The 26,845-nt window shown below is 72.5% G+C and carries 27 protein-coding genes and 1 pseudogene; 17 read left to right on the forward strand and 11 right to left on the reverse strand.

The window, feature by feature from the left end; translation table 11 throughout:
* Window positions 1-245: 245 nt before the first annotated feature.
* The 8 genes from ACQP0T_RS10325 to ACQP0T_RS10360 all read left to right on the forward strand — a co-directional run bounded on the left by ACQP0T_RS10325 (window position 246) and on the right by ACQP0T_RS10360 (window position 7,471).
* The gene (locus tag ACQP0T_RS10325) at window positions 246-380 is read left to right on the forward strand and encodes a hypothetical protein (protein ID WP_433872492.1); all 135 of its coding nucleotides are present in this window, start codon (window positions 246-248) and stop codon (window positions 378-380) included.
* Between the two features lie 170 nt (window positions 381-550).
* Window positions 551-1,837, forward strand: coding sequence for an erythromycin esterase family protein (locus ACQP0T_RS10330; RefSeq protein WP_433872494.1), 1,287 nt, complete (start codon window positions 551-553; stop codon window positions 1,835-1,837).
* 234 nt (window positions 1,838-2,071) lie between these two features.
* Window positions 2,072-3,307 carry a cytochrome P450 gene (locus ACQP0T_RS10335; protein WP_433872495.1) on the forward strand — a complete coding sequence of 412 codons (1,236 nt, stop codon included), beginning with the start codon at window positions 2,072-2,074 and terminating at the stop codon, window positions 3,305-3,307.
* A gap of 319 nt (window positions 3,308-3,626) precedes the next feature.
* A complete protein-coding gene (locus tag ACQP0T_RS10340; RefSeq protein WP_433872496.1) occupies window positions 3,627-4,853 on the forward strand; it encodes an amidohydrolase family protein in 1,227 nt (408 codons plus the stop codon).
* Window positions 4,854-4,941: 88 nt separating this feature from the next.
* Window positions 4,942-5,703 (forward strand): transglycosylase SLT domain-containing protein, encoded by a 762-nt coding sequence (locus ACQP0T_RS10345; RefSeq protein ID WP_433872497.1) that lies wholly within the window; start codon window positions 4,942-4,944, stop codon window positions 5,701-5,703.
* Window positions 5,704-5,718: 15 nt separating this feature from the next.
* Window positions 5,719-6,828 carry a CHAP domain-containing protein gene (locus tag ACQP0T_RS10350; RefSeq protein WP_433872499.1) on the forward strand — a complete coding sequence of 370 codons (1,110 nt, stop codon included), beginning with the start codon at window positions 5,719-5,721 and terminating at the stop codon, window positions 6,826-6,828.
* On the forward strand, window positions 6,825-7,124 hold the full coding sequence (locus tag ACQP0T_RS10355; protein WP_345361569.1) for a YbaB/EbfC family nucleoid-associated protein: 300 nt from the start codon (window positions 6,825-6,827) through the stop codon (window positions 7,122-7,124). Before ACQP0T_RS10350 ends, ACQP0T_RS10355 begins: the two co-directional genes overlap by 4 nt.
* A complete protein-coding gene (locus tag ACQP0T_RS10360) occupies window positions 7,121-7,471 on the forward strand; it encodes a hypothetical protein (RefSeq protein ID WP_433872501.1) in 351 nt (116 codons plus the stop codon). Before ACQP0T_RS10355 ends, ACQP0T_RS10360 begins: the two co-directional genes overlap by 4 nt.
* A gap of 144 nt (window positions 7,472-7,615) precedes the next feature.
* On the opposite strand, the gene ACQP0T_RS10365 is transcribed toward ACQP0T_RS10360, so the two are convergent.
* The gene (locus ACQP0T_RS10365) at window positions 7,616-9,184 is read right to left on the reverse strand and encodes a BCCT family transporter (RefSeq protein ID WP_433872503.1); all 1,569 of its coding nucleotides are present in this window, start codon (window positions 9,182-9,184) and stop codon (window positions 7,616-7,618) included.
* A 603-nt stretch (window positions 9,185-9,787) separates the two neighbouring features.
* Between ACQP0T_RS10365 and ACQP0T_RS10370 the strand changes: the two genes are divergently transcribed.
* Window positions 9,788-10,465, forward strand: coding sequence for a hypothetical protein (locus tag ACQP0T_RS10370; RefSeq protein WP_433872505.1), 678 nt, complete (start codon window positions 9,788-9,790; stop codon window positions 10,463-10,465).
* A 190-nt stretch (window positions 10,466-10,655) separates the two neighbouring features.
* Here the strand turns inward: ACQP0T_RS10370 and ACQP0T_RS10375 are convergent, their stop codons facing one another.
* The 3 genes and pseudogenes from ACQP0T_RS10375 to ACQP0T_RS10385 all read right to left on the reverse strand — a co-directional run bounded on the left by ACQP0T_RS10375 (window position 10,656) and on the right by ACQP0T_RS10385 (window position 12,018).
* A complete protein-coding gene (locus ACQP0T_RS10375) occupies window positions 10,656-11,174 on the reverse strand; it encodes a hypothetical protein (protein WP_433872507.1) in 519 nt (172 codons plus the stop codon).
* 19 nt (window positions 11,175-11,193) lie between these two features.
* Window positions 11,194-11,562 (reverse strand): annotated as a pseudogene (locus ACQP0T_RS10380) (ABC transporter substrate-binding protein); the annotation flags it as partial.
* Window positions 11,563-11,598: 36 nt separating this feature from the next.
* Window positions 11,599-12,018: a DUF899 family protein gene (locus tag ACQP0T_RS10385; protein ID WP_433872509.1), complete on the reverse strand. Its 420-nt coding sequence runs from the start codon at window positions 12,016-12,018 to the stop codon at window positions 11,599-11,601.
* Window positions 12,019-12,141: 123 nt separating this feature from the next.
* Between ACQP0T_RS10385 and ACQP0T_RS10390 the strand changes: the two genes are divergently transcribed.
* A complete protein-coding gene (locus ACQP0T_RS10390; RefSeq protein ID WP_433872510.1) occupies window positions 12,142-13,155 on the forward strand; it encodes an ABC transporter substrate-binding protein in 1,014 nt (337 codons plus the stop codon).
* 208 nt (window positions 13,156-13,363) lie between these two features.
* On the opposite strand, the gene ACQP0T_RS10395 is transcribed toward ACQP0T_RS10390, so the two are convergent.
* Window positions 13,364-14,101, reverse strand: coding sequence for a LysR family transcriptional regulator substrate-binding protein (locus ACQP0T_RS10395; protein ID WP_433873661.1), 738 nt, complete (start codon window positions 14,099-14,101; stop codon window positions 13,364-13,366).
* Between the two features lie 62 nt (window positions 14,102-14,163).
* On the opposite strand from ACQP0T_RS10395, the gene ACQP0T_RS10400 reads away from it, so the two are divergent.
* Window positions 14,164-14,562, forward strand: coding sequence for a DUF5997 family protein (locus ACQP0T_RS10400; RefSeq protein ID WP_433872512.1), 399 nt, complete (start codon window positions 14,164-14,166; stop codon window positions 14,560-14,562).
* A 5-nt stretch (window positions 14,563-14,567) separates the two neighbouring features.
* Here ACQP0T_RS10400 and ACQP0T_RS10405 read toward each other — a convergent pair whose 3' ends face one another.
* Window positions 14,568-15,836: an SLC13 family permease gene (locus tag ACQP0T_RS10405; RefSeq protein ID WP_433872513.1), complete on the reverse strand. Its 1,269-nt coding sequence runs from the start codon at window positions 15,834-15,836 to the stop codon at window positions 14,568-14,570.
* 272 nt (window positions 15,837-16,108) lie between these two features.
* Here ACQP0T_RS10405 and ACQP0T_RS10410 point away from each other — a divergent pair, with 272 nt between their 5' ends.
* Window positions 16,109-17,590 (forward strand): aldehyde dehydrogenase, encoded by a 1,482-nt coding sequence (locus ACQP0T_RS10410; protein WP_433872514.1) that lies wholly within the window; start codon window positions 16,109-16,111, stop codon window positions 17,588-17,590.
* A gap of 50 nt (window positions 17,591-17,640) precedes the next feature.
* Entirely contained in the window at window positions 17,641-18,555 is a 915-nt protein-coding gene (locus ACQP0T_RS10415; RefSeq protein ID WP_433872516.1) for an NAD(P)-dependent oxidoreductase, read from the forward strand.
* Between the two features lie 107 nt (window positions 18,556-18,662).
* Here ACQP0T_RS10415 and ACQP0T_RS10420 read toward each other — a convergent pair whose 3' ends face one another.
* Entirely contained in the window at window positions 18,663-20,015 is a 1,353-nt protein-coding gene (locus tag ACQP0T_RS10420) for an MFS transporter (protein WP_433872517.1), read from the reverse strand.
* Between the two features lie 198 nt (window positions 20,016-20,213).
* Between ACQP0T_RS10420 and ACQP0T_RS10425 the strand changes: the two genes are divergently transcribed.
* Window positions 20,214-20,774, forward strand: coding sequence for a nuclear transport factor 2 family protein (locus ACQP0T_RS10425; protein WP_433872519.1), 561 nt, complete (start codon window positions 20,214-20,216; stop codon window positions 20,772-20,774).
* Window positions 20,771-21,397 (forward strand): response regulator transcription factor, encoded by a 627-nt coding sequence (locus ACQP0T_RS10430; RefSeq protein WP_433872520.1) that lies wholly within the window; start codon window positions 20,771-20,773, stop codon window positions 21,395-21,397. The genes ACQP0T_RS10425 and ACQP0T_RS10430 overlap by 4 nt, the downstream gene beginning before the upstream one ends.
* A gap of 2 nt (window positions 21,398-21,399) precedes the next feature.
* On the opposite strand, the gene ACQP0T_RS10435 is transcribed toward ACQP0T_RS10430, so the two are convergent.
* The 4 genes from ACQP0T_RS10435 to ACQP0T_RS10450 all read right to left on the reverse strand — a co-directional run bounded on the left by ACQP0T_RS10435 (window position 21,400) and on the right by ACQP0T_RS10450 (window position 25,098).
* Window positions 21,400-22,650 carry an amidase family protein gene (locus ACQP0T_RS10435; RefSeq protein ID WP_433872522.1) on the reverse strand — a complete coding sequence of 417 codons (1,251 nt, stop codon included), beginning with the start codon at window positions 22,648-22,650 and terminating at the stop codon, window positions 21,400-21,402.
* The gene (locus tag ACQP0T_RS10440; protein WP_433872523.1) at window positions 22,647-22,919 is read right to left on the reverse strand and encodes a hypothetical protein; all 273 of its coding nucleotides are present in this window, start codon (window positions 22,917-22,919) and stop codon (window positions 22,647-22,649) included. Before ACQP0T_RS10440 ends, ACQP0T_RS10435 begins: the two co-directional genes overlap by 4 nt.
* A gap of 29 nt (window positions 22,920-22,948) precedes the next feature.
* Window positions 22,949-23,467, reverse strand: coding sequence for a flavin reductase (locus ACQP0T_RS10445; protein WP_433872524.1), 519 nt, complete (start codon window positions 23,465-23,467; stop codon window positions 22,949-22,951).
* 119 nt (window positions 23,468-23,586) lie between these two features.
* Complete coding sequence (locus ACQP0T_RS10450; protein ID WP_433872525.1) at window positions 23,587-25,098, reverse strand: ATP-binding protein; 1,512 nt, start codon at window positions 25,096-25,098, stop codon at window positions 23,587-23,589.
* A 157-nt stretch (window positions 25,099-25,255) separates the two neighbouring features.
* On the opposite strand from ACQP0T_RS10450, the gene ACQP0T_RS10455 reads away from it, so the two are divergent.
* Together ACQP0T_RS10455 and ACQP0T_RS10460 are read left to right on the forward strand one after the other, a co-directional pair.
* Window positions 25,256-26,434, forward strand: a complete 1,179-nt coding sequence (locus ACQP0T_RS10455; protein WP_433872527.1) for an acyl-CoA dehydrogenase family protein — start codon at window positions 25,256-25,258, stop codon at window positions 26,432-26,434.
* Window positions 26,435-26,463: 29 nt separating this feature from the next.
* Window positions 26,464-26,844 carry a hypothetical protein gene (locus tag ACQP0T_RS10460; protein WP_433872528.1) on the forward strand — a complete coding sequence of 127 codons (381 nt, stop codon included), beginning with the start codon at window positions 26,464-26,466 and terminating at the stop codon, window positions 26,842-26,844.
* The last annotated feature ends 1 nt before the right edge of the window (window position 26,845 follow it).

Consider the following 26,845-nt stretch of genomic DNA (forward strand, 5'->3'; position numbering starts at 1 on the left):
TTTGCGCGAACACGAAGGTGTGCAAAATGAGTCGTAACGCGTCGGAATTCGCGAACTGATTCCGCCTCGGCGCGGGATCGCTCCGGCGTCGCCGCAGCGATTCCGTGGGGTGGCGTGCCGCGAAATCGGGCGCAGCGGACGAATCGTCGCCGCCGGTCGCTTCGGCACCCGGCGTGAACCACGTTTGGCGCGAACACTAGGGTGGATGGTTTCAGCACCCCGGTTCCCGCCCGTAGGCTGCGGACGTGGAGCCCGACGACGAACCCGGTGGCGACCCGGTGTGCTGGGCCGCGCGGGTCTGCCCGGAGTGCGGCGCCTTCGCCGAGGCGGAACCGCCGACCCGCTGCGCGCGCTGTGGCGCGGAGATCCCGGCGCCCTGAGCTGCCCCGGGTGAGTTCGGCGCTCCGGGTAGGCTGGTCGGCATGGCAGTGGGCAGCCTATTCCGCTGATCGCTCCGCGGCGAGCCGCACCACACCGCGGCGACGCCGGGCCCTCGCGCGCGCTCGCCGGACCGCTGACACCCACCCCCGCGAACCTGGAGCGATCGACCATGACCGCCCCGCACCTCGACCCCTTCGCCACGTGGCTGCGAGACCACGCCGGCACCTTCGGCGGCCTCGACCCGGACGCACCGCTGGACGACCTGGAACCGCTGCGCGACCTCATCGGTGACGCGCGGATCGTCGGGATCGGCGAAGGCGCCCACTTCGTCGACGAGTTCACCCGGCTGCGCCAGCGGGTGCTGCGCTTCCTCGCCGAGCGGTGCGGTTTCACCGTGCTGGCCTTCGAATTCGGCTTCAGCGAGGGCTACGCCCTGGACCGCTGGCTGCGCGGCGCCGGGGCGGACGCGGACCTCAGCGGGCTGAGCGGGACCACCGCGGCCGGTGCGAACCAGGTCCTCGTGCGCTGGCTGCGCCGCCACAACGCCACCAGCGGGCACCCGCTGCGCTTCGCCGGTGTCGACGTCCCGATCGCGGGCGGATCGCTGCGCCCGGCGCTGGAGCCGGTGGTCGACTACCTGCGGGACGTCGACCCGGATCTGGTCCCGCTGGCGCGGCGGGCCCTCGAACTCGGCGACCGGTGCTCGGCGGACTCCGTGGCCGCCGCCGCACCGCTGTGGGCGGAGCTCGGCACCGCCGAGCAGGACGCGCTCACCGCGTCGCTGTCCCGGCTGCTGCTGCGGCTGCGCTCGCTGGAACCGCGCTACGTCGAGCTCAGCGACCAGGATCGCTACGACGTGGCGCGGCGCAGGCTGGAGGCGGCGTGGCACACCGACTACATGTTCGGCGCGATGCGGGACCTCTTCGCCGGTGGCGGGATGCCGGGCGACACCACGGTCCGGGAGCGCTACCTGGCCGAGTCGGTGCGCTGGCACCTCGACCGCCTCGACCCGGCCGACCGGGTGGTCCTCGCCGCGCACAACAACCACCTCCAGCGCACCCCGATCAGCTTCGACGGCGAGCTGCTGGCCCTGCCGATGGGGCTGCACCTGCACCGGATGTTCGGCGAGGACTACCGGCCGCTGGCGGTGACGCACACCGCCGACCACGTGCCCGAGATGCATCCGGACGGAGTCGGTGAGCTCGGATACACGATCGCGGAAACGTCCTTCGGTCCGCCGGAGCCGGGCAGCGTCGAGGCCGGGGTGGTCGATGCCGGGTTCGGCGCCGCCTGCACCATCGCCGACCTGCGCCGGGCCCGCCAGGAGTTGCCCGCCGAGGTGCTACCCGACCGCATCCGCGCGCAGGGCGACCACGTGCGCACCGCGGTGGCCGAGGCCTTCGACGGCGTGCTGATCACTCCGACGGTCACCACCGACGCCACCGTGGGCTTCTAGGGCCGCTCCCGCCCATGGCGTGCGTGGCGGTGCCGGTGGCGGACCGCGCCGCGACCGTCTCCTCCTGGGCCGAAGTTCGCCTCGCCGGGGCGGTGTTGCGACAACAGGCGCTCTCGGCCGGGTCCGATCAGTCCGTCCACTGAGGACGATTACGCGCGATCACCGGTTCGTGTCTCTTGTCGACGGGTCGCGGCCGGTCGGAGACTGGCAGCACCGACGTCCGGGGAGGACCGAGTGCTGGACGAACTGCGCGCCGCGTTCGCGGGCCGCCACCTGGGGACCCCGGAGGAGCTCGACCGGCTCCGGCGGGAACGCCCGGCCGTCCGCGTCGACGGCGGGACGGGGCCGCGGACGTGGCTGCTGACCCGTCGCGAGGACGCCGCCGCGATGCTGCGCGACCCCCGGCTCAGCCGCGTCGCGCCGGTGGCCAGCGCCTATCCCGCGCACGCGGTGGAGATGCTCTCCGGCATCGACGCACCCCGGCACACCGCGCTGCGCCGCGCGGTCGCGGCGACCTTCTCGACCGGTGCCGTGGAGCAGCGCCGCCCGGGGATCGAAGCGGACGCCGCCCGGCTGCTGGACGGACTCCTCGACCGGGGCGGCCCGGCCGACCTCTACGCGGAGTTCTGCCTGCCGCTGGCGACCCGCGCCACCTGGCGGATCACCGGTCTCCCCGAGGAGTTCCAGAAGGACAACGTGCGGTGGACCTACGGCTACCTGGGGATGACCGAGTTCACCCCGGCGGCTTGCGCGTCCTCGGCCGCGGCGCAGGCGCAGCTCGTCGCCGCCGTCGTGGACGCCAAGCGCCGCTGCCCCGGTGACGACCTGATCAGCGCGTTGCTGGCCCGCCCGGACGTGCCGGAGGCCGACCTGTCCGTGCTGGTGGCCTCCCTGCACGTCAGCGGGCACGTCAAGACGGCGGTGCAGCTCGCGTCGGCGCTGCTGGTGCTGCTGCGCCGACCCGACCTGCTCGCCCGGTTGCGGGCCGAGCCCGCGTTGGTGCCGGATGCGGTGGAGGAGGTGCTGCGGTTCGCGCCGGTGCCCCAGGTGACGCACTCGCGCTACGCGACCGGGCCGATGCGGCTGGCCGGGGTGGACCTGGGGCGCGGCGACACCGTCTTCGCCGCGATCGCTTCGGCCAACCACGACGAGCGCGGTTGCCCGGAGCCGCACCGGATCCGGCTGGACCGCACCGCTCCGGTGTCGCTGACCTTCGGCCACGGCAAGCACTCCTGCCTCGGTGCGGTGCTGGCGCGGACCCTCCTGCACGTCGGGGTCGGCGCGTTCCTGGCCCGGAGCGACCGGCTGCGCGGGACCGCGGGACCAGCGGAACTGCCGTGGCTGGACGGGTTCCTCGCGCGGGGGCCGATCGGGCTGCCGGTGGTCGTCGCGCCTGCCGCCGGGTCGGTGCGGCCCGACGAGGGCGGGTTTCCCGCGCCGTCCGGCGGAATCGCCTCGGGAACCCGGTAGGGGGCGCGGCTCCGGCGGTGCGCCCGTTGCTCCGTCCGGGGCGTGGCGGCCACGAAGGTGGAATTGAGCGCGGTCGTGCGTTCGCGGCATTCTCGGAGGCGGGAAGCAGGGTTCCGCGGCCCGGGGCTCCCGGTCCGCGGACCGGAGGAGGTGCGTCGATGTCGAAGCCCGGAACCGACCCGGTGCCGGGGAGCGGCGTGGTGCTCCGCCGCCGGGACGACCCCGGACCGGCGCCGGGACCGCGAACCTCGGCGAGGCCGGGAGACGGCGGTGGGGCCGCCGCCGATCCGAGCCGGGCTCCCGCTGCCGCAGGACTCCGATGAACCTGGCCCACCGCGCGTGCCGGGTGCGCGCGCCGTACCGGGTCGAGGTCGGCGCGGTGTTCTCCCGGGACGGCGTCGAGCGCGGTCCGCACGTGCTGACGGTGCTGCGCGACGGCCGGTGGACGCTGCGCCGCGCGGGACCCGCCGAGCACTCCGGTCCGCCGGTGGCGGTCTCGCTCCCGGACGCCGTCGTCGCCCCGGCGCTGACCGACGCGCACGTGCATCCCCATCCCGGCATGGACTTCGGCGCGTTCCTCCGCTACGGGATCGCCCGCATCCGGGATCTGGGCTCGCTGCCGGACGCCGTGCCCCCGCTGCGGGGTTGTGCCGTGCCGGTTCCCGAGGTGGTCCGCTGCGGAGCGCTGCTGGACAGCCCCGGCCCGCCCCGGTTCTGGCTCGCGACGCCGTGGCGCAACGCCGACGACCTGCCCGGCGTGCTCGACGCCGCGGTCCGGCGGGACGGCTCCTGGCTCAAGCTCTACGCCGGGTTCCCACCGGAGCTCTACGGCGTCGTCGTGCCGCTCGCCCACGAGCGCGGCCTGCGGGTCGCGCTGCACCCGGCGCCCGGGACGGTGGAACCGGCGCTGCGTGCCGGGGTGGACGAGATCGAGCATCTCGGCTGCCTGGTCCCGGGTGAGCTCGGCGGGCCGCGGGGCACCCACCACGCCAACCGCGCGTGGGCGGCGCGGTCACCGGAGGACACCTGGCCGGTGCTGCCGCCGGGCACGGTGCTGTGCCCGACCCTGGTCGTCCAGCGGCGGCTGGTCGTGCACGCGGCCGAGCAGTGGGCCTTCACCGGCATCGAGCCGGGGCTGGCCGCGTTCTGGCGGCGGATGGCGGTGGCGTCCCGGCCGTGGACGACCGCCGAGCTGCGCGCGGCCGAACGCGCGGAGAAGGAGATGGGTGCGGTGGTGCGGCGGCTGGTCGAATCGGGCGTCCGGCTGGTGGTCGGCAGCGACACCCCGAACCCCGGCGTGCTGCCCGGCGCCGGGCTGTGGGAGGAGCTCAACCTGCTCGGCGCCGCCGGGCTCGATCCGGCCCGGCTCTACCGGACCGCGTCGGTGACCGGCGAGGGGCTGGCCACCGCGGGGACCGAATCACTGGCGTTCCTGCCGCTGACGTCGTTCAACGCCTTCCTGCGCGGCCACCCGTACCCGGTCGAACCCGCCACCGCGACCCTGTTCGGCGGCTGCCTGTTCACCCCGCCCGCCGCGAGCGGTTGAGCACCGGACGCGGCCACCCGGCGGAATCGGCGGACGAGCTGTGCGAAACCGCCCATTCCGCACGCGTTCCGGGGGCATACTCCTTGACGTGACCACACTCTCACCGGAGCAGATCGCCCAGCACGCCTACGATGCCGGCTTCCGCGGCGATGCCCTGGCCACCTCGGTGGCCGTGGCGCTCGCGGAGTCGGGCGGCAACACCGATGCGCACAACGACCAGCCGCCGGACGACTCCTACGGCCTGTGGCAGATCAACATGCTCGGCGACCTGGGGACGGCCCGGCGGGAGCAGTACGGGCTCGGCTCCGACGACGAGCTGCTGGACCCGGCGGAGAACGCCGCCGCCGCGTTCGAGATCTCCGGTGACGGCAAGGACTTCGGTCCGTGGACCACCTACGCGGACGGCAAGCACGAGAAGTACATGGACGAGGCGGAGAAGGCGGCGCGGGCGGTGTCGAGCGGCGGCGGGGGCAGCGGCGGCTCGGGCGGCGGATCCGGTGGTGGCGGCGGAGGAGGCGGTGGTGGTGGTTTCTCCGTGGCCCCCGATCGCCTCACGACCTACACCCGGGAGGCCGAGCGGTTCGCCGACAACCTGGAGAACGTCGGGAAGAAGACGGTCAACTCGGTGCGCGGGATCGCCGCGGACAGCTTCGGCAAGGTCGGCGAGGAGACCGGGTTCTCGGCCGCGCTCGGCGATTTCGGCAAGAGCCTGGAGAACCAGGTCAAAGCGGTCGGGTCGAACGCCCGCAAGCTCGGCGCGGCGACCTCGGAGGCCGCCAAGACCTACCGGGAGACCGACGAATCGGCGGCCAAGGAACTCACCAGCCTGCTCGGCCGGTTGACCAAGTGATCGGGGGAGCCCGCAGTGGACGTGCAAGGACTGGCGGATCGGTTCGCCGGTGAGCTCAAGGCCCACCAGGGCAAGCTCGAAGGCAAGCAGAACGAGGCGCGCACGGCGCAGGAAGCCCTGGAGTCGGCCGCCAAGGCGATCCAGGACCAGCGCGACGCCCAGCGCAAGGCGGCGGACACCCTGCTCGCGCACTGGGACAGCGAGGCGACGCCGGGTTTCGAGAAGAAGGTCGCCCGGTTCGACGCGGACCTCGACGCGACCGCCGAGGCCAGCCTGCGGGGCGCCCGGATCGTCGCCGAGGTGAGCAAGGCGCTCGACGGAAGGCACAGCGCCGTCGGCAACCTGATCGACGACTTCGCCGGCAAGGCCGGGCAGTTCATCCAGGCCGGGCTGGCGCTGGCCGGGGTCGCCGCCCCCGCCGGGCTGATGAAGGCGATCGCGGGCATCAGCGACCTGGCGCAGAGCTACCTCAAGGAATCCGGCGGGCAGCTCAAGGACGCCCGGGACGAGATGGAGGAGGCCGCGCGCAAACTGCGGGCGCTGCTGCGCGAGGTCGACACCGACGGCATCGCCGACCCGAAGCAGCCCGGCGACGGCAAGCCGGACCGGGAGGGCCAAGGCGGCGGCAAAGGCCCGGGCGGCAAAGGCCCGGACGGCGGCGGTGATGATGGCGGCGGCGAGCAGGACGGCGCCGGGTCGGGCACGGCCGAGGAGATCCTGGACAACGCCCGCCAGCACCTCGGCTTCCAGGAAGGCCCGAACAACCAGAACAAGTGGGGACCCACCGGGCAGCCGTGGTGCTCCTACTTCGCCACCTCCATGTGGCGGGAGGCCGGGGTCGACATCGACAAGCTGGGCTTCACCGGCGACGTCTACAAGTGGGGCCAGGAGCAGGGCACCGCCTACGGCCAAGGCGACATCGCGGAGCAGGCCAAGCCCGGGGACGCGTTGCTGTTCGGCACCGGGCCGTCCTACGGCAACAGCACCCACATCGGCATCGTCGAGAAGGTCGACGGCAACACGATCACGACCATCGAGGGCAATTCCGGCGACCAGGTGCGGCGGCGGACCTACACGTTCCCGCAGGACGCCGGCGAGTTCTACGGAGGGGTGCACCCGAAGTGATCATCACCGGGAATGCCGAGCGCGGCGGCGTCTCGATCGGCGTGGCGCCCGGCGGCGCGCTGCGGTCGGTCGAGCTGGAGCCGGAGGCGCTCCGGCTCGGTCCGGCGGCGCTGGCCGCGACCATCACCGCCCTGGTCCGGGAGGCGACCAGGAACGCCAACCGGGCTGCCGAAGAAGCGATGCGCGACCGGCTCGGCGGCCTGACCGACGCCGACCTGGCCGCGTTGGGGCTGGCCCAGGACGACCCGCTGATCGAGGACGACGAGGAGCCCGGAACCGAGGGGTGGCGGCAGTGAGCGACGACCCGCGCAGCATCGACGACCTCATCGCGCTCGCCGAGGAGCTCCCCGCCTCGCGCGGTCTGGCGGCGGGCATGGACGCCATCCGCGGCCTCGCGCGCGGCGAGGGCATCAGCATGGCGGTGGACCTGCAGGGGATGCTGGTCGACCTGGAGCTGGACGAGCGGGCGCTGGCGCTCGGTCCGGAGGGGCTGGCCGCCGAGCTGTCCCGGCTCAGCGGCGAGGCCTGCTCGGACGCCCTGGAGCAGGGGCTGATCGCCCTCGAGGCGTTGTGCGGGACCGAGGTGGCCGACGCGGTCAGCGGTGCCACCGGCGTCGACGTGGACGAGTCCCCGCGCGGCTGAGCACCCGCGGTGGAGGTGGAGCCTTCGCCGCCCCGGTCACCGGCCGTCCGGAAGGTGGCCGGGCAGTGCAGCCGGCGGCCACCTTCCGTGGAGCCGCCTACCTCGCGAGGCCGTCGAGGTCCTCGGGCACGCGGAGGCAGGCCGTCAGCGGCCGATCTCTTGCTCGGCGGCCATCTCGCGGAGCACCTTCGGCGCCGACCACAGGGACGGCAGGAGCACGAAGCCGACGGGCACCGCGGTCACCACGATGAACGACTGGAGGGCGTCGACGCCGCTGTCCCCGACGGAGACCAGCGCGCAGGCGGCGGCGCCGATCATCATGCTCCAGAAGACGCGGGCCTTCCGGGGCGGTTCGCCCCCGTTGGACGCCGAGGTGGAGATGGCCAACGACATCGAGTCCGTCGTCGTGGCCACGAAGGTGGTCGTCAGGACGAGCAGCGCGACGCCGAGCACACCTCCCCAGGGGAGCTGCTGGGTGATGGCGACGACGGCCGCCGGGAGTCCGGCGTCGTTCAGCGGTCCGGAGACCGATCCGGGAGTGCGCTGCTCCAGCATGATCCCGGTGCCGCCGAGCACGGTGAACCACAGGGCGGTCGCCACCGGGGCCACCACGGCGATGTACCCGACGAGCTGGCGCACGGTGCGTCCGCGCGAAATGCGGGCGACGAAGATCGACATCAGCGGGGCGTAGCCGATGAACCAGCCGAAGAAGAACACCGTCCAGCTGCCGAGCCAATCGTTGTCGCCCCGGTAGAGCGACAGCGGCGCGAAGTCCTGCGCGTAGCGGGCGAATCCGGTCAGGAACCCGTCCACGACGAACGACGCGGACCCGACCACCAGGATCGCCGCCACCACGGCGACCGCCAGCCAGATGTTGAACCGGCTCAGGGTCTGGATGCCCTTCTCCAGCCCGGTGGCCACCGAGATCGCCGCGATGGCGGTGAGGCCCACGATGATCAGCAGCTGCACCGGGAAGGTGTCGGGGGTCCCGAACATCTGCGACATGCCGTAGGACACCTGCAGGCCGAGGAACCCGACCGGCCCCACCGTTCCCGCGACCACCGCGATGATGGAGATGACGTCGACGACGGTGCCGCCCCAGTGGTGCTGGATGCGTTCGCCGAACACCGGGTCGAGCAGCGTGCGGGGGCGCAGCGGCAGGCCCTTGTCCTGCGCGCGGAGCATGACGATGGCCCCGAGCGTGCCCAGCACCGCCCACGCGAGGAATCCCCAGTGCGAGAAGCTCTGCGCGAGGGCGACCGTGACGGCCTCGGCCGATCCGGGCGCGACGTCGGAGTACGCGGGCGGGAGATCGGCGAAGTGGAACACCGGCTCCGCCGCCGCCCAGAACACGCCCCCGGCCGCCAGCAGGGTCGTCATGATCATGGCGATCCACTTGAAGGTCCCGAACTCGGGACGGGCGTCCACGCCGCCGAGGCGGACCCGCCCCAGCCGGGAAGCCCCCAGCACGACGGCGACGAGGAAGGTCGCCAGCAGCAGGACCTGCCAGTAGGGCCCGAACAGGTCGGCGCTCGCGGTGAACGCCGCGGTGACCGCGTCCCCGGTCGCGGTGGGGGCCACGACCGCCGCGACGACGAAGGCGACGAGCAGCCCGCCGCTGATCAGGGATACCGCGAGGTTCGTCCTGGCCCCCGAGCTCTTCTGGCGGCTCTGCGCAGCGGTATCCGGAGGTTCGTGGGTGGTGGACGGCACGGTGTAGCCAATCTGTGGTGCGGAGAAGTGGGCCGGGGCGGCACGTCGAGAGCGGGACCGGCGCTGCGCAGAAGTCGCGATGATGTGCGCGGCAGAGCCAGACCGACGCCGGGGCGATGAGGTCGGCGAAGCCGACCGTTTGCTCTCGGGAGGTACCTCCACGTTGGCGCCGGAGAACGCCGAAACCTTAGTCGCCCAGCTCGGCGCCGGTCAAAGCGCGGCGGCCGGGCTGTGACGAGTTCCTCCCGCGCAGGACGGGTTCGGCACCCCGGGTGCCGACCCGAGCACGCGCCGTCAGCGGCCCGTGTGACGTTCGACGGGGCTCCTGTTCCGCCCGCGGGATCGCGCCCCGGCCGACAACGCATCGCTGCGAACGCGAATGGGGATCTCCCGATTTCGCATTCATCCGATGGCTGGACAATCGGTCGATGCCGTCTTCGGTCGTGCCTTTTCGCGACGTCCTCGGCACCGCCGCCCGTACCGCGTGGTGCTACGGGCGGCGGTCTCGCCTCGATTGCTCCGTTCCGGGGACGATGATCGACTCTGCTGCGGCTTCGCGGGCAACTGGTCGAGAATGCGCGCTGCACCGACGATGGGAGGGCGATGGGGGACGAGGCGTGGCGCACGCTGCCGGATGGAAGACGGATTCGGCTGAACAAGCCGAAAGGACGGGGCGGTCCTGCTGCCGTCGCCGTCGGTACCGCGGTGGTGCTCGGAGCCTCGGGTGGGCTCGGTGGCACCGCTGTGGTCGGTGGATCGGCGGGTGGTTCCACCGCCGTGTCCGCGGTCGACGCCGCGGTGGTTCGCCACATCCAGTCCAACCTCGGCAAGGCGAAACAGTCGGCACGGCAGGGAAAGACCCAACGCGCTTGGCAGCAACTGCGAATGCGCAAGGGTCGGGAACGACGTGTGAGCGCCGTCGAGTGCATTACTTCCACCTTTGGCCAGGTGCAGGAGTTCTTCCTCGCCACGCCCTGCCAGGGCCTCGAGCGCTGGCAGTACCCGGTCGACGATGAGGCAGGAAGCACGATGGTGGTGATCGTGTCCAAGGTGACGATGCGACGAGCGTCGCAAGCCTGGAAGTTCCGTCGCCTCATCGACGAACACGGCACCGGCGACATCCACCCGATCGCGCCCGTTGTGCCGTTCACCGGCTACCACTACGACTCGAAACTTGCGGGCCGATCGGTCATCGTCGCCCAAGCCGAGCCGCTGGCCGGAAAGCCTCCGGATGCGGTGCTCGGAGCCACCGCAGAAGCCGCCACCGCCATCACCCGATGACCCGGTGCGTCCTGACCGCGGGTGGCACCTGTTGCGTCGGCGGGTGTGCCGACCGACGATGCCGGCGGTCGTCATGGGAAGTCGGCCACTGAGGCCGGCGCCTCCGCGTACGAAGTCAGAGACGGGTGCCCGTTTCCGGACTCGTCGGTGGCGGACCCCCGCCGGTTGCCGAGCTCGGGCACCGGGCGGCTCAAGAACCGCGATCTCCTTCGAGCCACAGGTTGGCCAGCTCGAACCAGCGGTCGATGGTCGGCATCGGAACGGCGTTGCGGACCCGTTCGCCGCGGATGTGCGGAATGGTCGGGGCGTGGACCAGGATCGGCACGATGGCGACGTCCTCCATGACCTGGAGATCGACGGCGTGCCAGGCCGCGCTGGCCGCGTCGGGGTCGGTGGCCGACAGTGCGGCCTCGATCAGCTCGTCGACCCGGGGGTTGCTGTATCCGCCGTAGTTCCCGGTGCCTCGCACGTCGTTCGTCTGGAACATCGGTTGCAGGAAGGCGCGTCCGTTGTTGCCGAACCAGTCCGGAGTCCATGCCGGGGCGGAGATGTCCCAGGCGCCGGCACGCGCGTGGGCGGGATCCTGGAGCATCGGGTAGTAGTCGGCATGTCCCTTGGACACGAAGCGGATTCTGATCCCGGCTTTGCCCAGGTCCGTTGCCAGCGACTGGGCCACCTCGGGATTGGCGTCGACGTCGCGGTGCAGCATCGTTCAGCGTCAATCCGTCGGGGTAGCCGGCTTCGGCGAGCAGTGCCCGCGCCTTTTCCGGGTCGCCGCGGTCGCTCGGCGTGGGGTACCGGTCGTTGCCCCGGTATCCGTAGTTTCCGGGCGGGATCGCCGAACGCGCCGGCCACATCACCGTGCCCGCGCTGAGCTCGTCGAAGATGTCCACCATGGCGGCCTTGTCCACCGCATAAGCGATCGCTCGCCGCACCCCCACCTTGCCCATCGCGCCGTCGGAGTTGGGGCTGCGCATGTTGAAGACCAGGTACGGGTTGAGGGCGTAGCCCAGGTTGTTGCCCGGGTCGGTCGGATTGACCTCGTAGGGTTCCGTGATCGGGGACGCCCAGGACAGGTCGGCGTGCCCGGCTCTGATGTGCCTGCCGACCTCATCGGGTGTGGCCTTCGCTGATCATCGGCCGTTGATCACCGTTGGCGCGTTCGGTGTTGAGGTCCGCGTTGAACGTCGTGCCGTAGCTGGACAGCATGCGCAGGCCGTCCCAGCCGCGGCGGAGTGCCCAGTGGCGGAGTTTCGGAAGGGGGCCTTGCCGACGACCGCGAAGGCCGTGTGCTGGGCCAGGTGGTGGGATACGCCGTGAAACTCGTCCACCCACATCGAGCACATCGAGCAGGCCGCGTCCGCATCGGGGTGGAACATCAGGTGGTAGACCACCAGGGTCCGGTGCTCGCCGAACAGGTCGAGCAAATCGGGTGGAGGCGCCGGCTCGGCCTCGCCCGGGTCGGGCGGCCCCTCGGTCAACCGGTAATCGGGGAGCTCGAGCCCCTCGGGCATCCGTCGCCGCAGCGCCCGCCACCTCTTCGATGCGGTCACGCAGGGCTCGTTTCGCGCGGGCGAGTTCTACCCGTGCGGCGATGTATTCCTCGCTCGCCCCGGTAGGCCACATGGGCTCCACGCGCGAACATTCGTTCCACTGGCCCGTACCGGCCAGTCGAGGTGTCGGACGCGCGACTCGTGTTCGAGCGGAACCCGGTATGGCGGCAGGAGACCGACCCGATCCGCAGGCAGGCATGGGACCGGGCCGAGGTGGTGGTCGGGTCGGCCGAACCTGAGGTCATTTCCGGCCACTTGGCGGCCGGATCCGCCGATCTGCCGTGGGGGGTGCTTCTTCCCCAAGAAGGTGTTCCGATCGGCGGTTCGGAGACCGGGTACGCGTTGGATCCGTACCTCGCCTTCAATGTCATCGGCCCGCGAGCTGACGAGGTGTTGGGCCGACGGCAGATCAGGCGTGCCCTCGCGGGTGCCATCGACCGGGAGGGAGTCGCGGAGCTGGCGGCTCGGGTCGACCCCGGGTGGACCGCGCATCCCGCGTGGTCGATCGTCCCGACCGGCAACGATGGCCACCACGTCCGGGAGAGGCCTCCCGTGGCGGCGCCGGGCGAATCGGGTAGAACGTTGGCGGAGGCGGGTTGGACCGGCGAGCACAAGCTGATCGCGGTATGCCCGGCTGTCCCCCCGTACCCGGAGATCACCCGGTCTTGCGCGCAGGACCTGGCGAGGATCGGGGTTTCGGTGGTGGTTACGGAGCTGCCGCTCGACGAGTACCGCGAGCTGCTCGACGATCCGGCGCGGGCCCGGGAGGGAGCGTGGGACCTCGCGTGCACGTCCTGGTCGCCGAGCTGGTGCCACGACAACGCCCGAGTGTTCCTGCAGCCGTTGTTCCAGTCGAGCGACTGGCGCGGTACGGCGAATTGCGGCCAGTACGGCACCCCGCGAGTGGACGGGTTGATCAACGACGCCCTGAACACGGTCGACCCGCGCGAGTCCGCCGCGCGGTGGGGAGCGCTGGAGCAGGAACCCATCGAGGACTGCGCCATCGTGCTGTTGCTGTTCCGGTCGCCGAAGGGAGCATCGCGACGCAGCTCACGGCTGCGCGACGCCATCGCCTTGCCCGCGTCCGGACACGCCGTGGATCTCGTCAACGTCCGGCCCGCCGACGTGGAAGCATGAACCCACCGAAGACCTGGGCGAGGAGCGCAGCCGAGTTCACCACGACGCCCTTCGCGTGCTTCGATGCCGGGTACCGATCCCGCTGCGGCGTGCGGGTCGACGACCAGCCGGTCGCGCGCTGAACGTGTACGCACGGCGCACGATGTGTGACTGGCGAAGACTGGCGGTGGCGTGCGCGGGCCGCAGGCCGCCCGGCGTCCTCGGGCCGCTACGAGCGCCGACGGGGTTTCCCGCCGCCGCCCCGGCGGCGGGGCCGCGGTCGCTGCCCGCTCCGCCTGGTGCGCGCCGTCGGCTTGGTGCTGTCGGACCGCGTGCGCTTCGCCGACGGCGGGGGCGGCGGCCGGCCGCGGGTGCTGTTGACGGTCCGGCCGCGGACGATCCCGATGAACTGCTCCATCAGATCGGTGGTCTCGTCCTCCAGCCAGGACAGCGCGACGCGCGATTGCGGGGCGTCCGTGACCGGTCGGTAGGTGAGGTCCTTGCGGTGGTGCAGCCGGGCGAGCGACTGCGGGACGACGAGCAGGCCCACTCCGGCGGCCACCAGTTCGATCGCCGCCCCGGTCGTGGCCGGGCGCTCGATCGCCGGCCGTCCGGGCGGCTGCTGCCAGTCGAGGACGTCGTCGAGGGGGTGCAGGACGACGTCGTCGGCGAGATCGTCGGCGCAGACCTCGGTGGCCGCGGTGACCAGGTGGTCCTTCGGGGTCACGACCACGGTCGTCTCGGTGTAGAGCGGGATCGCGTGCAGGCCCGTGCGGTCCGTCGGCAGCCGGAGGAGGACCGCGTCGGCGTCGCGGTCCCGCACCGCGTCGGCGGCTTCGGCGGCGGGCACCTGCGCGAGGACCAGCGGGACGTCGGGCACCCGCTCGTTCCACTTCCGCACCCACTTGTCGGGCGTCACCCCCGGTACGTGCGCGAGGGTGAAGGCGGGAGGCGCGTCCGGACCCATCACGTGGGCAGACTACCGGGCGTGGCCGCAGGGGGCGTGCGCACGGTGGTTACCCTGGGGACATGACGGCGCGCAAGACCCCGCAGACGATGAAGCCCGCGACCGCGGCGAAGAAGCTGAGCGTGCACCTCGAGGCCACGCCCGCGGAATTCCAGGAGGGGGTCGTCTCGCGCGACGAGCTGAACGCCTTGCAGGAGGCCCCGCCGGAGTGGCTGCAGGAGCTGCGGCGCGACGGACCCCACCCGCGGCCGGTCGTCGCGGCCCGGCTGGGCGTCTCCATCGGCGGCCTCGCCCGCGGCGGGATCACCGACCCGCTCACCACGGAGCAGATCAACGCCCTGAAGGCGGACATGCCCGGGTGGCTCCGGCGGGAACGCGCCCTCCAGGGCGAAGTCCGCAAGGAGGCGGCGCGCATCAAGGAGAAGAAGGCGCACGGCCGCGGGGCACGCGCGAACGGGTAGTCCGGTCACCCGAGGCCGAGCACGACCAGCAGGAGCCACGGCACGACCGAACCGGTCACGAGCATCGCGCCCGCGTAGTACACGAGCTGGCGGAAGTAGACCTGCTTGGCGCGGTTGCGGACGTTGGCCATCAGCATCGCTCCGCTGGGTGAGGTGGGGCTGACGTCGACGACGCTGGCCGCGACGCCGAAACCGGCCACCGCACCGGGTATGTGCGCGAAGTCGGCGGCCTGCAGCGGTGGGATCAGGATGGGGAACGTCGCGCCGAGCGTCGCGGTGGTGGAGGCGAAGGCCGAGACGACCCCGCCGGTCAGGAACGCCAGCAGCGTCGTCACCACCGGGTCGCCCAAGCTGCCGATCGCGTGGGAGGCGTAAGCGATCGCGCCGACTTCCTCCGCGACGCCGACGAAGACGAACAGCCCCGACGTCAGCAGGATGACGCTCCACGAGATGCCTTGGACCGCGCCGTCGGCCCGTTTCGGGAACAGCAGGGTGAGCAGCGCGCCGAGACCGAAGGCGGTGATCCCGACGTCGAGGCCGAAACCCAGCGCCAGCACCATCAACGCGGCGATGGCCAGCAAGGTCGCCCGCTGCTCGCCGGTGACCTCGCCCGTGGTCACCTCCACGTCGACGCCGTCGACCGCGGGTTCCCCGCCGTGGCCGTACCGGATCAGGCGCAGGCCGCCGAAGGCGAAGTACACGACCGTCATCAGCAGCAGGTACATCGCCAGGAACAGGCTGAACACGGTCCAGATCGACACGTCGGCCAACCCGGAATCGGTCAGCACGCTCCGCGTGACCGCGCCGTAGGAGTTCAGCGGCGACATCGCTGTCGCGTTGACGCCGTGCAGCACGAGCAGGCCCATCAGCAGCGGGCTGACCCGGTACTGCGCGGCGAAGGTCATCGCCAGCGGGGCCAGCAGCGCGAGCGCCGCGGACGGGAAGACGCCGAAGGCCACCAGCACCGCGGCGAGCACGCCGAACACCACGGGGATCAACGCGACCTTGCCGGCGACCAGCCGCACCCCGGTGCGGATGATGAGCTCGACGGTGCCGTTCTCCCGGGCGATCGCGAACAGGTAGGTGACCCCGGCGATCAGCACGAAGATGTCGGCGGGGAAGGACTCCAGCACCTGGTCCGCGGACAGGCCGCCGACCGTGGCGACCACCAGCGCGGCGACGAAGCCGAGCGCGCCGATGTTGACGTTGAAGGCGATGGCCAAGGTGAACATCAGGAGCAGGCAACCCACGCTGGTCGCGATCGCAGCGGTCATCGGTGTTCCTCCCCGCGGGTCGGAAGGCGAGCGGAAGCTGCGCGAGCACAGCGGTGCACGACTGCATGCAGGAGGATACGTAGGCGCTGCGCCGCGTCAAGAGGTCTGCGCTGCCGAACTCGGCGACGCGCCATCGAGTCTTGACACGTGCCGCCGCACTGTGCGTATTCTTCTGTATACAAGAGCGTACCGCTGCGGTCCGGGGGCTGTGGAGGTGTTCGGTACCGCGCACTGCGACGTCGACCGACCAACACGCCCAGGGAGTGCGCCTGATGACCGATCCCAGGTACCGGATGCTCGTCGGTGGGCAGCGGGTGGGGGCGTCCACCGGGCAGGAGCTGCCCGCGGTCAACCCCTTCACGGCGGAGGAGTTCGCCACCATCCCGGACGCGAGCCCGCAGGACGTCGACGCCGCGGTGGCCGCGGCCCGCGCCGCCTTCGACGGCGACTGGTCGACCACTCCGGGCGTCCGGCGTGCGGAACTGATGAACCGGCTCGCCGCGCTGGTGGACGAGCACGCCGACGAACTCGGGGCGTTGGAGTCCACCGACAACGGCAAGCTGGTCCGCGAAACGACCGGCCAAGCGCGCTTCGCCGCGCGCAACTACCGGTTCTTCGCCGGCTGCGCCGACAAGCTGTACGGGCGCACCATTCCGCTGGACGACCCGGAGACCTTGGACTACACGGTGGCGGAGCCGATCGGTGTCGCCGCGCTGATCACCGCGTGGAACTCCCCGATGCAGCTGCTGGCCAACAAGCTCGCGCCGGCGCTGGCCGCCGGGTGCTGCGTCGTCGTCAAGCCCTCGGAGCACGCCTCGGCGACCACGCTGCGGATGGCCGACCTGATCGAGCAGGCCGGTTTCCCGCCGGGCGTGGTCAACGTCGTCACCGGCGACCGGCAGGCCGGGGTCGCCCTGACCGAGCACCCCGACCTGGACCGGATCAGCTTCACCGGGAGCGTGCCGACCGGCAGTGCGATCGCCGCTGCCGCCGCGAAGAACCTGGTCCCGGTCACCCTGGAACTCGGCGGCAAGTCGCCGAACATCGTGTTCGCCGACGCCGACCTGGATCGCGCGGTCGCCGGCGCGGTCGCCGGGATCTTCGCCGCGGGCGGGCAGACCTGCATCGCCGGGAGCCGGTTGCTGGTGCACGAGTCGATCTACGAGCAGGTGGTGGTGGCGGTCGCGGCGCGGGCCGCCGAGATCCGCCTCGGCGATCCGATGGACCCGCGAACCCAGATGGGCCCGGTCGCCAACCGGCCGCAGCGCGACCGCATCCAACGCGCCATCGACGCCGGTGTCGATTCCGGGGCGCGCGCGGTCGTCGGTGCCGAGCCGGTCGACGACCCGGCCCTGGGCGAGGGGTTGTTCGTGCGGCCGACCGTGTTCGCCGACGTCGCCAACACCTCGGCGCTGGCCCGCGAGGAGATCTTCGGGCCGGTGCTCAGCGCGATCCCGTTCCGCGACGACGACGAGGCCGTCGCGATCGCCAACGACAGCGACTTCGGGCTCGCATCGGGGGTCTGGACCAACGACCTGACCCGCGCCCACCGGGTCGCCCGGCGACTGCGGGCGGGGACGGTGTGGGTGAACACCTACCGGGCCAGCGCCGCGCAGGCGCCGTTCGGCGGTACCCGGAAATCCGGTTACGGCCGGGAACGCGGCGAGGAAGCGCTGCACGAGTACCTGAGCACGAAGAACGTGATGGTCGACCTGAGCGGCCGGACCCCGGACCCCTTCGCGATCCGCCTCTGAACCACGGGGCGAAGAACGCCGTTCTGTGCGGAACCGGAAAGGAGAACGCCTTGAGCGACACCGTCTCGTTGTGCGGCCTGGGGAACATGGGTGGCGCCGTCGCCGGTCGCCTCGCCGCGCGTGGTCCGCTGCGCGTGTTCGACCTCGACCCGGCGCGGGTCGCACCGGCCGTCGAGCATCCGCGGATCACCGCCGTCGGTGCGGTGGGCGAGTTGGCGGCATCCGACGTCGTGCTGCTCTCCCTGCCCGCACCGAAGATCTCGCGCCAGGTGATCGCCGAGCTGGCGCCGCGGATGCGCGCGGGTGCGGTGATCATGGAGACCAGCACGGTCAGCCCCGCGGACATGGCGGCGGAGCGGGAGCTCTGCGCCGCGCACGGCATCGGCATCGTGGATGCCGCGATCCTCTCGGGCGTGGCGCAGATGGCCGAGGGCACCGCGACGCTGCTGGTCGGCGGCGACGAGTCCGCTGTGGACCGGGTGGCCGGGGTGCTGGAGGCGATCAGCGGGAGCGTCCTGCGCTTCGGCCCGGTGGGCAGCGGCATGGCCGCGAAGGTGATCAACAACGCGGTGGCGCACGCGGTGATGGTGGTGCTCGCCGAGGCCGGTGCGCTGGGCGCGGCGACCGGGGTCTCCGGCTCGGCGTTGGCCTCGCTGCTGTCCGGACCCGAGGCCGGCCTGACCCGCCCGCTCACGCACCGCTTCGCCGAGCGCGTCCTGCGCGGCGACTACGACGGCGGCATGCCCACCGAAGCCGCCCGCAAGGACTCCACGCTCGCACTGGCCATGGCCCAGGATGGCGGCGTGCCGCTGTTCGGCATCCAGGGCGCGCACACCGTCTACGAGCTCGGCGTCGCCGAAGGGCTCGGCCGGCTCGACTACGCCTCCATCGCCACCCTCTGGGAGCGCTGGACCGGACGCCCCATGGGCGAAGCCCCCGGCGACCAGGAGACAGACGCAGAATGAGCAGCCCGCAGCCCGGCATGGCTGAGGACTTCGACGTCTACGCGCGCGAGGCCTCGGTGCGCGGCGAGCACTTCTACACCGACGAGGCGGCCTGACAGCGGAGCTGTTCAGCGCGCGTCCTCCGCCGCGGCGGTCGGTGCGGGGCGGGTGGTTTCGCCGTGGGACCAGTGGCGCGACACCAGCAGCGCGATGAGCGTGATCGCGGCCAGACCGATCACGTAGAGCGCGATGGGGACGGAACTGCCGGTCGCGGCCAGCAGTGCGGTGGCGATCAGCGGCGACAGGCCGCCGGCCAGCACCGCTGCCAGTTCGTGCGCCAGCGACAGCCCGGAGTAGCGCACTTCGGGGCTGAACAACTCGGTGAAGTACGCCGGCTGCACCCCGATCATCGCGGCGTGGCACACGCCGTTGCCCAGGAAGAACGCGAGCAGCACGAGCGCCGGGGCGGTCGTGTCGAGCATCCAGAAGAAGGGGAACGCCAGCACCGCCAGGCCCAGCGCACCGCCGGAGTAGACCGGCCGGCGGCCGATCCGGTCGGACAGGTGCCCGAACAGCAGCATGCTCCCGACCGCGAAGGTCATCGACAGCATGACGCCGAGCAGCAGCAGCTCCTGCGGGACGCCGACGTGCGCGCCGTAGGCCAGCGCGAACGTCAGGAAGATGTAGGCGCCGCCGTTCTCGGCGATCCGCAGGGCCATCGCCAGCAGCAGGCTGCGCCGGTGCGTGCGGACGACTTCCACCACCGGCAGCCGGGGTCGGCCGGCCCCGTGCGCGGATTCGCTGCCGACCTGGTCCGTCGGGATCCGGAACCGGATGTACGCCCCGACCCCGACGATCGCGAGGCTGATCAGGAACGGGATCCGCCAGCCCCAGTCGAGGAAGGCCTGCTCGCCCATCGAGAGCTGGGTGAGCAGGAAGACGCCCGAGGAGAGCACGAACCCGAGCGCGAGTCCGGCCTGGCTCCACGCGGACAGGAAACCGCGGCGTTCGGCGGGGACGTTCTCGCTGATCATCAGCACGGCACCGCCCCATTCGCCACCGGCGGCGACGCCCTGCACGACCCGGAGCGCGACGAGCAGGACGGGTGCCCAGGCGCCCGCGGTGGCGTAGGTCGGCAACAAGCCGATCAGGAACGTCGCGACGCCCATCATGCACAGCGTCGCCACCAGCGCGGAACGCCGGCTGAACCGGTCGCCGATGTGACCGAACACGACCCCGCCGAACGGCCGGGCCAGGAACCCGACCGTGAGACCGGCGAGCGAGGCGAGCGTCGCGATCAGCGGATCGCCGACCGCCGGGAAGAACAGCTGCCCGAAGACGATCGAGGCCGCCGTCGCGTAGAGGAAGAAGTCGTACCACTCCAGGGCGTTGCCGACGACCGAGGCGACGACGTACCGGCGGGCCGACGGCATCCCGGGCGAGGCCGGGTCAGCGGTCCGGGGCGTGGCGGCATCGTCCACGATCGGTCTCCGTTCCTGTCGAGCCGACGGATCGGGGGTGAACGCTAGAGCGGTCCGGGCCGCCCGGACATCGGCTGAACCCTTCCGCGCCGGCAAGGTTTCCCGGCCCGCCATAGGTACTTCTTCCCATTGCCCGGGAGCCGGACCGCGTCCGACGGTGGGACGGGCCGAGGCTTCGAGCCGCGAGGAGAGGAACCGATGAGCGAGACGAGCGAGGCGATCGCCGCGCTGACCCGCCGGGTCGAGGTCCTGGAAGCCGAGGCGGACATCCGCCGCCTGCAAGCGCGCTACGTGTTCCTGTGCGACAGCCCGGTCCCGGAGTACGGGGTCACCGACGACGCCCAGCGCATCGACCTGCTCATGGACCTCTACACCGAGGACGCCGTCTGGGAGGGCGTGGGGGAGTACTATGACGGCCAGTTCGGCCGGGCGGAGGGAGCGGACGCGGTGCGCAGGCACTTCGAGGGTTTCTGGGGTCGGGACCGGGACCCCGCCCTGGTGCTGAACGCGCACTACCTGACCTCCGAGCAGATCCACGTCGACGGCGACACCGCGACCGGGCAGTGGATCCACGTGCAGCCCTGGCTGTTCTCCGACGGCTCGTCGCTGCTGCGCTCCAGCCGGCTGAACAACGCCTTCCGCAAGGTGGGCGCGACTTGGAAGATCTCCCGGACCCGGACCGAGAACGTGTTCGTCGCGCCGCTGGCGGCCGGGTGGGTGAGCGACCACCCGTCGGCCTCGGTCCTCATGCGGCCGTGACCGCCGCCGAACCGACCGAGCCGGTCGTCCACATCGTCGACGACGATGACGACCTGCGGCAGTCGCTGCGGTTCCTGCTCGCCAGCGTCGGCATCCAGGCGCTCGACTACCCGGACGCCCCCGCGTTCCTCGCCGAGTTCGACCCGGCCGAGCCGGCCGTCGTCATCGTCGACGTCCGGATGCCGGGCATGAGCGGGTTCCAGCTCCAGGAGGAACTGGCCGGTCGCGGCTACCCGGCTCCGGTGATCTTCTGCTCCGCGCACGGCGACATCCCCATGTCGGTCCGCGCGCTGAACAACGGTGCGGTCGACTTCCTGGAGAAGCCCTACGAGCCGCAGCGGATCCTGGAGATCGTGCAGCGGCAGCAGGGGCTGGCCAGGGAGCGCTTCGTCGCCGACGCCGAGCGCCGCGACGTGCTGCGCCGGCTCGGCGAGCTGACCCAGCGCGAGCGCGAGGTGCTGCGGCTGGTGATCGAGGGCATGGCCAGCCAGGCGGTCGCGCGGCGGCTGGGCACCAGCGTCAAGACGATCGACGTGCACCGGGCCCGGATCAAGGCCAAGACCGGGGCGGACAGCCTGGCCGCGCTGATGCGCGACGTCCTGACGCACCGGATCGAGGTCTGAGCTCAGCCCCCGTCGAGCGCGGACTCCACCCAGCGCCCGGTCCCGAGCAGCGCTGTCTCGCCGCGGACGGACCCGATCAGCTGCACGCCGAGCGGGAGGCCGTCCGGGCTGGCCAGCCCGGGCACGGTGAGCGCGGGCAGGCCGAGCGCCTGCCACGGTCGGCTCAGCACCGGGTCACCGGTGGCGGCCAGCCCCTCCGGGGCCGGTCCGGGAGCGGCCGGTCCGATGATCGCGTCGCAGGAGGCGAGCAGCGAGCCGATCCGGTCGCGCCCCTCGTCCACCACCGCGCGGGCCGCGCGCAGGTCCTCGGCGGAGGTGGCGGCGCCGCGGCGCAGCAGCTCGGCCAGCGGCGCGCTCAGCTCGTCGGCCCGGGCCAGCTCGGCGGCGCGTTCGACGGCGGCCTCGGCCGCCATCACCACCGGGTGCGCGGCGGTCAGCGCGTCGATCCGCCGCGGTTCGGGGAGGTCCTCGACCACGGCTCCGGCCGCGCCGAGCCGGTCCCGGGCGCTGCGCAGGGCGTCCCGCATCGCCGGCGCCACCGCCGGCGGCTCCCAGAACAGCAGCCGGGGCGGGCGTGCGGCGGCGTCGGGCTCGCCGGTGAGCGCGGCGAAGGCCAGCGCCAGGTCCGCGGTGCGGGCGGCGAACACGCCGTGGCTGTCCAGGCTCGGACTCAGCCCGGTGACGCCGTCGACCGGGATCCTGCCGTGCGAGAGCACCAGCGCGGCGACCCCGCAGAACGACGCCGGGCGGGTCACCGACCCCGCGGTCTGCGAGCCGAGCGCGAGCGGCACCTGACCGGCCGCGACGGCCGCGGCCGAACCGCTCGACGACCCGCCGGGGGTACGCCCGAGCGCGGCCGGATTCGCCGTCGGACCGGGGGAGAAGTAGGCGAACTCGGTGGTGGCGGTCTTGCCGACCGCAACGGCGCCGGCCGCCCGCCAGGCGCGCACGACGGCGGCGTCCGAACCGGCGGGTGCGGCGTCCGCGCGCAGCGACGAGCCGCACCGGGTCGGCAGCCCGGCGACGTCGATGATGTCCTTGACCCCCAGCGGCACGCCGCCCAGCGGTCCGGAGCCCGGCACCGCACCGGAACCGGGTGGCGCCGGGGGCACGACCCAGGCCCGCAGCCGCTGGTCGGTCGCGGCGACCCGGTCCCGGGCGCGGGCCAGCGCGGCGGTCGGCGTGGTCGCGCCCGCGGCCAGTTCACCGGCGAGCTCGCGCAGCGACCAGGGCCGGAACCCGGGGGCGCTCACTCGTCGTCCCACGCGGCGTCGGCGACCCAGTAGTCCATCCCGCTCGCGCTCACCCCGTGCCGCCACTCCGAGGTGCGCCGCAACGTCGGTTCGACCCGGGCGGTGACGCGGTCGGCCTCGTCCGGGCCGTCCTGCGCGACCTGCCAGTGCACCCAGTTCACCTCGCGGCCCGCGGCGTCGTGCACGAACAGGTCGACGTGCCGCCAGCCGTAGCCGTGCGTGTCGTTGTAGCAGGTCAGGGTCATCCGATGGTCGGCCACTCGGGTCACGGTGCCTCCTCCAGGTCGGGTCGGGCAGGTCAGGCGGTCAGCCGCGCCGTTCCCAGGCTGTGGAACCGGCGCTGGAAGTAGACCAGCGCGCCGCCGTCGTCGTGCGTGCTGACCTGCTCGACGTCGACGAACAGCACGGTGTGCGAGCCCTGCTCGCGCCGGGCCCGGATCCGGCCGATCACCGCGGCGGCGGCGCCGCGCAGCACCGGCACGCCATGGGTGCCGAGGTCCCACCGGTCGTCGGTGAACCGCTGCTCGGTCGGTACCCCGGTCGCACCGGCGAAGTGCCTCGCGAGCGCCTCGTGCTCGCCGGCCAGCACGTTCACGCAGAGCCGGCCGTTGCCGACCAGCACCCCGTGCGAGCGGCTGGAGCGGTTGAGGCACACCAGCACCGTCGGTGGGGAGTCGGTGACCGAGCACGCCGCGCTGACCGTCATCCCCGCCCGCCCGTGCGGGCCGTCGGTGGTGATCACGTTGACCGCGGCCGACAGGTTCGCCATGGCGGACCGGAATTCCGACCGGAAGTCGGGCTGGGGTGGTTCGGGCACGGTTCCTCCTGGACTGTCGGCGGGCCGATCGGAGCTCCGGCGGACGGGCACCGGAAACCTACGGCCGGGCCGCCGGGCGCCGGTATCGAGATTTCCTCCTGGCCTGCTGAGGCTTTCCCCTACTCCGGTGCGCGCTCGGCGGCGAGGGGGAGCGCGAACCCGAAGCGGGACCCGCCGCCCGGGCGGGGCTCGGCCCAGATGCGGCCGTGCTGCCGGGTGATGATGCGGTAGCTCAGCGCCAGACCGATCCCGCTGCCGTGCTGCTTGGAGGTGAACGACTCGGCGAACGGGTCGTGCGGCAGCCCGCGGCCCCGGTCGTCGACGGTGACGACGGCCTCGCCGTGCCGGACGGTCGTCGTGACCTCCAACCGGCGGTCGACGTCCCGGCAGGTCGCCATCTCGTCGATCGCGTTGAAGCACAGGTTGAGCAGCACCTGGCCGGTCAGCACCCGCTCGCACGGCGTCGGCAGCGGCTCGGGGTGCCTGCGCACCTCGACGTGGACCCCCGGTTCCGCGGCCCGCAGGCGGACGAAGTACGAGCACTCGTCGACCACCTCGTTGAGGTCGACCACCTGCCGGGTGTGCTCCAGGTGGCCGACGAACACGCGCACGGCGTCCACGATCGCGCTGGCGCGGTCGATCTGCCGGACGGCGCTGCCGATCCCGAAGCGCAGCCGGTCCGCCGACTCCCGCGGCAACGTCCCGGCCCCCTCCAGCGCGTCGGCGTGCCGACCGGTCCCGGCCAGGAAGTTGCCCGCCGCGGCCAGCGGCTGGCCCAGCTCGTGCGCGATCGCCATCGCCATGTCGCCCATGGCGGTGTAGCGGGCCAGGTAGTTCTCCCGGTGCAGTTCCCGCTCGCGCAGCTCCTCGCGGTGCACCCGCCCGGAGACGTCGTGCAGGATCATCAGCAGGCCGTCGCCGTCGGGCTCGGCGAGCCGTTCGAGGGTCCCCTCCAGCCACACCGCCTTGCCGACCGGGCGCGGCACCAGCAGTTGCACCTCGATCGTCGGGTCGGCCCGTTCGACCAGGTCCGCCCAGGCCGCCGGTCGGCCACCGCGGCGGAGCGTGCCGAACTCGCCGAGGTGGCGGCCCATGTCGTCGGGAGCCATCCCGAGCAGGGCGAGCGCGGTGTCGGTGGCGAACCGCACCGTCCCGGACGTGTCCAGGGTGAGCGCGATCGTCGAGGTGTGGCGGGCGAGGGCGTCGATCGACGACGTGGTGCGGCGCAGCTCCTGCTCGGTGGCCTGCTCCCGCTCGATGTCGCGGAACTCGACCATCACCGCGGGGCCTTGGTCGAGCTCGACCCGGACCGCGAGCGCGTCGGTCGGGACGACCCGGCCGCTGCGCGTGCGGTAGTGCCACTCGATGCGGCTGGTGCCCCGCTCCACCGCGTCCTGCAGCCAGGCCCGGCCGAGCACCCGGTGGTACTGGGGCGCGGTGCTGCTCATGCGGTTCGCCTTCAGCGGGCGCAGCTCGTCGAGGCTCCAGCCGAGCAGCTCGCAGGCGGCCGGGTTCGCCCACAGGATGTCCTTGGTGGCGGCGTCGTGCACCAGCACGCACGTCCGGCTGGCGTTCGTCAGCGTCGCCAGGTCCGCGGTGACGATCTCCGGCGCGCTCGGGTCGACCGACATCGGCACAGCATAGGTCACATTTCCCCGGGGTCGAGCTGAAGGAATTCCCTACGCGACGGGCGGGACACCCCTATCCGGGCAGGGATGGTTCTGATTCCGGCGCAGGCGTCGTCCTTCCTACGGTCGATCCCGGCAACCGCGACGACGAGGAGGCACGATGCCGCACACCGAGGGAGCGGGAGGGCGAACGCTTCCGACGACGCGGGCACCCGCGGGCGAGACCGTTCCGCTGGACGAGGTCCTCGGCGAGCTGGTCCACCGCCGCGACGAGTTCCGCAGGCTGCGGTACGTCCCCCGGGACTTCGTCGTCCGGCTCAAGCAGACCGGCCTCTACCGGGCGGCCACCCCGGCGCGCTTCGGCGGCGAGCCGCTCGCGCCGGCCGAGTTCCTGCACCGGATCGAGCGGATCTCCGAGGTCGACGGGTCGACCGGCTGGGTGGCGAGCTTCGGTTCGGCGCTGACCTACCTGGCGGCGCTGCCGGTCGAGACCCAGGAGCGGATCTACGCCGACGGCCCGGACCTGGCATTCGCCGGGGCTCTGTTCCCGCCGCAGCGCGGCGAGGAGACCGACCTGGGATTCCGGCTCTCCGGGCGCTGGAAGTTCGCCAGCGGGTGCATGGGTGCGGACCTGCTGGGGGTCGGGATGCCCGGCGACGACGCCTCCGCGGGCAAGCCGCGGACCGCGGTGCTCTCGCCCGAGCAGGTCGAGATCGTGCCGGAGTGGGACGTCGTCGGGATGCGCGGTACCGGGTCGTTCGACCTGGTCGTGGACGGGGTCGAGGTGCCCAGGGAATGGACGTTCGTGCGCGGCGGGGAGCCGACGGTCGACGACCCGCTCTACCGCTACCCGACGATCGCCTACGCCGCGCAGGTGCTGGCCGTCGTCGGCGCCGGTGTCGCCCGGGCCGCGCTGGACCACGCCAAGGAGGTCGGGGGCGGCTACACCGGCGTCACCGGGGCGCCGAAGCTGGCCGACCGGCCGTACTACCGCACCGAGGTCGCCCGCGCCGAGGCCGCGCTGCGTTCGGCACGCGCCTGGTTCTACGACATCAGCGAGCAGGTCTGGGCCACCGTCCTGGCCGGCGACCCGGCCAGCGACGAGCAGAACGCGGACCTCCGGCTCGCCTCGGCGCACCTGGCGAAGACCGCGTCGGACGTGGTCGGCGCGCTCGTCGAGATCTCCGGGACCGCACCCATCGCCACCACGCACCCGCTGCAGCGGCTGCTCGGCGACGCCCTGGTCCCCAAGCAGCACGCCTTCCTCGGCCCGGCGATCTACGACGCCGCCGGGGCCGTCCTGATGGGACTCCCGTCGACCAGTCCCGGTTTCCGCTGACGCGCACCGACCACCACGAGGAGAGCCGCATGGCCCCCCACCCGCTCCGGGTGCTGTTCTGCATCGGCATCAACCAGAACTTCTTCGACCTGCCCACCGACGGCATCACGCACGGCCACGTCTGGCAGGCGTTCGTGTCCATGATGGACGGCATCAAGGCGCTGCCCGGCGTGGACTTCATCGGCGACATCGACGACGACTCGCACGTGGTCGGGCCGTCCGACGGCTGGCCGTGGACCTGCTACCTGCTCGCCGACGTCGACACCCAGGAGACCGTCAAGACCGCCTGCGGCCTGTTCCGCACGACGCCCGTCGGCGACGGCGCGGTGAAGCTGTGGCGGTTCGCCAAGATCGAGGCCCGGATCGGCCGGGCCCTCACCGTGCGCGACGACGTCGCGCTCCCCGAGTGAC

This window comes from Saccharopolyspora sp. CA-218241 (assembly GCF_050954615.1).
In the GTDB taxonomy this organism is placed as follows: Bacteria; Actinomycetota; Actinomycetes; order Mycobacteriales; family Pseudonocardiaceae; genus Saccharopolyspora; species Saccharopolyspora cebuensis.